This window comes from Exiguobacterium sp. s133, assembly GCF_018618595.1.
GTDB classification, from domain to species: Bacteria; Bacillota; Bacilli; order Exiguobacteriales; family Exiguobacteriaceae; genus Exiguobacterium_A; species Exiguobacterium_A oxidotolerans.
Genome location: NZ_JACSMK010000010.1, coordinates 116445 through 122798 on the forward strand (window position 1 = coordinate 116445; position 6354 = coordinate 122798).

Sequence of the window (6354 nt, forward strand, 5' to 3'; positions counted from 1 at the left end):
TTCTTACCGGCAGACCGTGTTTCACCCGTCCTTGACGGAACCTGAACATGAACAGGTCGTAAAAACCCCCGCGTCTTAGTGGACACGGGGGTAAAGACTCATTCAGTTTCGTACGTCAAGATGGTGGAAATGACAGCGACCGGAAAACGAATCGTAAAGGTCGAGCCGACACCGACAGTCGATTCAACATCAATCGTTCCGTTATGGTGTTTGACGATTTCTTTACAAATCGATAGACCGAGACCCGTTCCACCAATTTTGCGTGTCTCTGAGTTGTCGACCCGGTAAAACTTATCGAACAACTTCGACATCGCTTCTTGCGGGATGCCCATTCCTTCGTCGTGAATCTTGATTTCAGCGAAACCATCCTGGTGCTGGACTTCGATTGAAACCGTTCCGCCGTCAGGAGAATACTTGATGGCGTTACTGAGTAGATTGTTTAAGAGCTGTTTAATCTTTTCGCTATCGGCGTCAATCATGATCGGTCCGTTACCTGCGAACACTAACGTATGTGTCGTGTGCGAGGCACCATAGAAGTCGGTCACGTCATTTGCGAGTTCGACGATGTCGAACGTCGACATCTGATAACGTTGCTCACTCGATTCCATACGCTGGACGTCGAGGAAGTCGTTGACGAGGGTCGTCAGGCGACCTGTTTCCGAGTGAATCGTCTGCAAGTACTTTAGCTGACGTTCTTCTTCAAATGATTTGTTGAGCATCAATTCCGTGAAACCGTAAATTGATGAGAGCGGAGTCCGAAGTTCGTGCGAGACGGTCGAGACGAACTCTTCTTTCATCCGGTCCGACTCCGTTTCTTTCGTGACATCCCGTAAGACGAGCATCGTTCCGACCCAAACGTTATTGATTTGAATCCTCTCGGCGTAAATTTGGATATAGGCACTGCGCGCGCGAATCGAGACGACGAGACTATCCTTCGGCAAGTTCTGCTCGACGATTTGTTCGATGTATTGTTCGAACGGTTCTGCTTCATCGATGATGGAAGACAAGGCGGACATCGCTTGACGGAAAGAGGAAAGATTACTTTCATCCTGATGTTCCGTCTGAATTTCCGGGAACAGCTTCATCAACGGTTCGTTGACGAGCAGTTCATCTGATTCATGTTCGATGTAGACGACGGCTTCCCGGATCGAGTTCAACAGTTGTCCTGTTTTGTTCTTTTCATGAATCATTTTTTCGTAAATCCCCATCCGCATCAACGAAAGTGAGAGCTGGTGCGAGAAGGAAAGGATATCGCTCATCTGCTCCGGCGTGAAGGCGTCACGGTACCGGACGAGATAGATGCAGGCGATGATTTTTTCTTCATTCGGATCAAGGATCGGCACGGCGACTTCATACATGTAGTACGGATACGGAAGCGGACTTTCGTGTGCGACCTGTTTAGACGAGTGCACCGGACGTTTTAAGACACGCGCCCGGTGGAACAACGATTGATCTTCGTGGATCAGTTGTTCGACCATATCAGGGGTCATCCCGTATTCAATCGTCGAGCGGACATCGTGTTGATCGAGGAACAGCAAGGCTCCGATTTCCGAATGGGTGATTGAGACGAGCTTCTCGATGATTTCCGGATACGCCGTCAATGTTTCGCGGGATGCGAGCGTCTCCGTCAGTTCATTACGATATTTTAGATGTTGTTCGCTTTGCAGGGTGATTTCGAGTGCTTCTTCGAGTTCTTCCTGCTGCGCTTGCAGCTCTTCCTGCTGCGCAACGAGTTCCTCTTGTTGTGCTTGCAACTCTTCATTCTTCGCCAGCATATGGACTTTATTATCCGCAATCGATGCTGCCATTTGATTGAAGGATGCGGTTAACATGTGTAATTCATCGCGTCGTCTCGGTAAGGGAAGTTCTTTGACGTCTTCACCACTTGCGAGTTGTGCACTGTCCCGAGACAACGAATTAATTTGTTTCGTCACCCGGTTGATGAATGGGCGGACGAGTAAGACAAGAATGATGACGAGGACAAGCAGGTTTGACAGCCAAATGAACTGGGCGATGCGCATTTCATTGAGCAGGCTGGCCTTTGCTTCATCTTCTTCAGTCTGAATGAGGTTTAAATAGTTTGTCAGCAAGGCTTCGATTCCAGCCGTATCGGCTTCACCATCAATTTGACTGTTTGAGCCTTTTAGCGTTCCGTCAGAATTGAATAATTCGCTCCCGTTCGAAAGCGAAGCGAGCGTTTTCGGATCAACGAACTGCTCGTCGACCGAGCCTTCCTGTTTTTGTTCCACGTATTGACGTAACAAGGGGACGGCAGTACCGAAATAATCGTCATATAAGTTTCGTGTCGCAGTTGCGTATTGATCGCCTTGCGTATAGATGGCGTTTTGCTCGAACCAGGTCGTCAAGCGGTTGATTTCATCTTGGTTTGTTTTGACGGCATTGAGCATCGCCGGTGTTCCGAACAAGAGGTATGATTTTACATTGCTCTGTGCAGCGGACCATTCGTATGCCAACGCGTTCGCATTCGTTCTTCGTTCACGTAAGTCATCGAATGTCGCATCGGTTTGACTGATTTTTTGTTCAGTATACGTATAGACGATAGCGGATGTGATGCTGAGTGCGATAAAGACTGCATAAAAAGCAAACATCAATTGTCGACCAATCTTTTGATTAATCCATTTCACGTTCGAATCCTCCATATTCTTTTGTATATGTACGTAAATGTGTGAAGACATATGTAGATTTTACTCTGCTTGTTAGCAGTCATCAAATTTTAACACGCAAAGATGTAAAAAAAATATTATATTTAGATGACGGTCCAGCTTATTTTTTTTCAGGAGGATTAGAAGCAGCCGGATAAAGGAAAACTAACTGAGTGAAAGCTATCATTATTACGCATAGGGAAGTGACAGAATGCAAAAAATGTTTGAAAACAAGTGGTATCGTGGCGCATGGTGGGTCATGACACTGCTCGTCATCGTCTGGGTCGGCAATCACGTGACCTTTTTATTTCGCCCACTCGCCATACTCGGGCAAATGGTCGTCCCGCCACTCGCAATCGCCGGGATTCTCTATTACGTCCTTTTGCCGATCGTCGAGATGCTTGAGAAGAAGATGAGTCGGCGTCCGGCCGTGATGGTCGTCTTGTTCGGATTGATTGGGATTATGACGGCGCTTGGATTTATCTTTGGTCCGTCCTTATCAACACAAATCAGCGAATTCGTCAATTCGATTCCGAACCTCGCGACGGAATTTCAGCGTCAACTCGTCGAAGTCCGGAGTCAGCTTGAAAACAGCAGTATCTTTTCTCGCTTCGTTGGGGGACCGGATGACTTGTTCGATAAATTTTCGACGAATCTCTCCGAGTACGCGTCATCCTTCTTAAAAAATGTCGGGGCAGGGGTCGGCGGGTTTGTCAGCTTAATCACGACGACCGTCATCACAATCATCATCATTCCGATCATGTTGATTTATATGTTGTTAGACGGTCATAAGCTAAAAGGCAATCTGGTTAACATGATGCCGTTTGAATTTCATAAAGAAACGAAGAAAATTTTAGAAGATGTCCATGAAACGATCATGAGCTATATCCGGGGACAGGTCATCGTTAGTATCGGTGTCGGAATCATCGCCTATATCGGATACCTCTTCATCGGCATTGACTATGCGATTTTGTTAGCGATGTTCGCGACATTGACGAACATCATTCCGTTTCTTGGACCAGTCATCGGTGTCATACCGGCCTTGATCGTCGGGTTTATCCAGGATCCGATTCTTGCAATCTATGCCATCATTGTCATGACGGTCGCGCAACAAATCGATTCGCACATCATGTCACCACTCGTTCAAGGAAGGACGCTTGATGTTCACCCGTTGACGATCATCATCGTCCTGCTTGTCGCCGGGAACATCGCCGGCTTCTTCGGGGTCCTACTCGGGGTTCCGTTTTATGCCGTCATGAAAGTTATCATTCTTAACTTGCAACGGCTTTACCATCTCCGGACACAAAAGAAGATGGTCATCACGGATGAGGAAAAGACGTTCGATACCATCATCACAAAAAAAGAATGACTTTTTGAATTATTAACGTCGTTCCTTCATACTAAAGAAGCAGTCTGATGTGTTAGGAAAGGGGTAGTGACAGATGGATCAACGTCAAACAGAAGAACAAGCCGATTTATTAGCCCTGCAAAAGTTTCAGCATAACTTCGAGAACAGCTTAAAGTCGAGCGTCATCTACATTTTACGGGATGGGGCGCTGACGATTGGTGAGATTGAACAGCGAATCGATCAGTCACACAGTCAGATTTTAGAGCAACTTCAAGAGTTGATTGAAGATGGACTCGTGATTCAGCAAATGTCAGAAAAAGCTGATGGATTAGCTTACTTTTTGACAGTTCCAGCAGAAGATTTAATCAGACAATTTAAAGAGTCCATCAAATGGAGTAAACAACACATTACCTTCTAATAAAAAAGGTCATCTTCGAGCTATCAGCTTGAGGATGACCTTTTTTTATTTTCTGGAAATTATATGGGTATAAAAGGCTCTTAAATGAATATGGATTTTTATGGGATATTAAGTAATGAAATAAAATTACAATATAAATTAAGAGATTGAAAATAAAAACGGCTTTAATTTATATTTTTAGAGGTAATTAAGCATTAAAAATACTAGATATTAGGTACTATACTTCTATTACAATTGTAAAAAAATGTATTTTTTATTAGTAAAACCCTGCATAATGATGGGTGTAAGGTAATTTTTCTCAAGAAAAGGAGTGTTCAAATGAACAAGAAAACGCCTGATTTCCGAAAGAAGATGAACCGACACCACAGAAACCACACCAAACGCTTGATCAAACTACTCACAGCCTCCTCACTGGCACTATCCCCAATTTCATTTACTTACACCAAGACAGAAGCATCTGAAAAAAAGTTTCAGCCGCAACAGCAACAATTTGCCTCATCCATTAAAAATTCATTAGCACTTGCTCCAGTAAATCGAGTGAGTCTAGCGGATGTACAATTATTGACAGATGTACAAGTCCGAGCGAATTTAACAGAACAATTAGAAAATTATAATTTAGCACTTGGTTTAACGGGCCGAGGATTGGCCGATGCAGAAATTTTGTCGCCAGAACGTGTCGCCGTCTTTAATATTCCGGATCTCGCGGGCAAAATGACGGCGAACGGCAATGCCGACGTGAGCGTAGAACTATTGCCAATCACACTGGAAGACTTGCCGACGCTTAAAGGTCAACTTGATCCTTTAACGACGAGTGTCAATGGCCTTGTCGGAGATTTGGTCACTGAAATTGACATAATTTTAGACAACCCGCTGACAAGCCCGCTTTTAAATGTCCAAGGATTAAATGAACTAGAAGATGCGTTGGCTGCACTCAATAATTTGGACGTAGCATTGTCTGATTTGCTTGACTACAATGGGCAGGCCCCGGTGACTGTCAATGCTGATGGCACGATCGTTGTCAATTTCAGCGATGGATTAGGACAACATCTTGAAACTGCAGTCCAGCAAGTAGTGCAACAAGCGCTACAAGACTTAGTGGATGCAATTACGAATCTTCAATTGACGGGAATATTAGGATCATCACTGAACTTTGTGCTAACTCCTGTAAAAGAGTTGTTACCATCTGTTAATGGCTTACTAACAGCAGTCGCGAACGATACGGTCAACTTATCGAATGAACTAGTCGGCGTTCAGGTTCTTGGACCGACGACGGTCGACTTAAATGTGCTCGTCGACAAGCCAGCGGGTGTTGATGGTGAAATTGTCGTTACGGGATCAGCCGTCAGTACTACAGTGATTGATGCTGAGTTATTAAGTGATTTAGATGGTCAAACGACGATTGTGTTTGATGAAGAAGGCGATGCGGACGCCGACGCCGATGCGGACGCTGACGCTGATGCCGATGCGGATGCAGATGCCGATGCGGACGCTGACGCCGACGCGGACGCTGACGCCGATGCGGATGCCGACGCCGACGCTGATGCTGACGCCGACGCCGATGCGGATGCCGACGCTGATGCTGACGCCGACGCCGACGCTGATGCGGATGCGGATGCTGACGCCGATGCCGATGCTGATGCGGATGCCGATGCGGATGCCGATGCTGATGCTGATGCGGATGCCGATGCCGACGCCGATGCGGATGCCGACGCGGATGCTGACGCCGATGCGGATGCCGACGCGGATGCTGACGCCGATGCCGATGCCGATGCGGATGCCGACGCGGATGCTGACGCCGATGCGGATGCCGACGCGGATGCTGACGCCGATGCCGATGCCGATGCGGATGCCGACGCGGATGCTGACGCCGATGCGGATGCCGACGCGGATGCTGACGCCGATGCCGATGCCGATGCGGATGCCGA

4 protein-coding genes are annotated in these 6354 nt (G+C 46.7%); 3 read left to right on the forward strand and 1 reads right to left on the reverse strand.

All coding sequences use genetic code 11. The features are described from left to right. Window positions 1-98: 98 nt before the first annotated feature. Entirely contained in the window at window positions 99-2645 is a 2547-nt protein-coding gene (locus KNP96_RS13160; protein WP_214767749.1) for an ATP-binding protein, read from the reverse strand. 229 nt (window positions 2646-2874) lie between these two features. Here KNP96_RS13160 and KNP96_RS13165 point away from each other — a divergent pair, with 229 nt between their 5' ends. The 3 genes from KNP96_RS13165 to KNP96_RS13175 all read left to right on the forward strand — a co-directional run. Next, window positions 2875-4032 carry an AI-2E family transporter gene (locus KNP96_RS13165; RefSeq protein ID WP_088837953.1) on the forward strand — a complete coding sequence of 386 codons (1158 nt, stop codon included), beginning with the start codon at window positions 2875-2877 and terminating at the stop codon, window positions 4030-4032. 73 nt (window positions 4033-4105) lie between these two features. Further along, window positions 4106-4429 (forward strand): winged helix-turn-helix transcriptional regulator, encoded by a 324-nt coding sequence (locus KNP96_RS13170; RefSeq protein WP_214771013.1) that lies wholly within the window; start codon window positions 4106-4108, stop codon window positions 4427-4429. Window positions 4430-4747: 318 nt separating this feature from the next. Next, window positions 4748-6354, forward strand: a 1607-nt coding sequence (locus tag KNP96_RS13175; protein WP_214771017.1) for an adhesive domain-containing protein, incomplete at its 3' end; no start/stop codon positions are given.

Bases quoted from the DNA above. Each gene is read 5' to 3' on its own strand.
- KNP96_RS13165 (WP_088837953.1), top strand. From the start codon at position 2,875: ATGCAAAAAATGTTTGAAAACAAGTGGTATCGTGGCGCATGGTGGGTC.
- KNP96_RS13170 (WP_214771013.1), top strand. From the start codon at position 4,106: ATGGATCAACGTCAAACAGAAGAACAAGCCGATTTATTAGCCCTGCAA.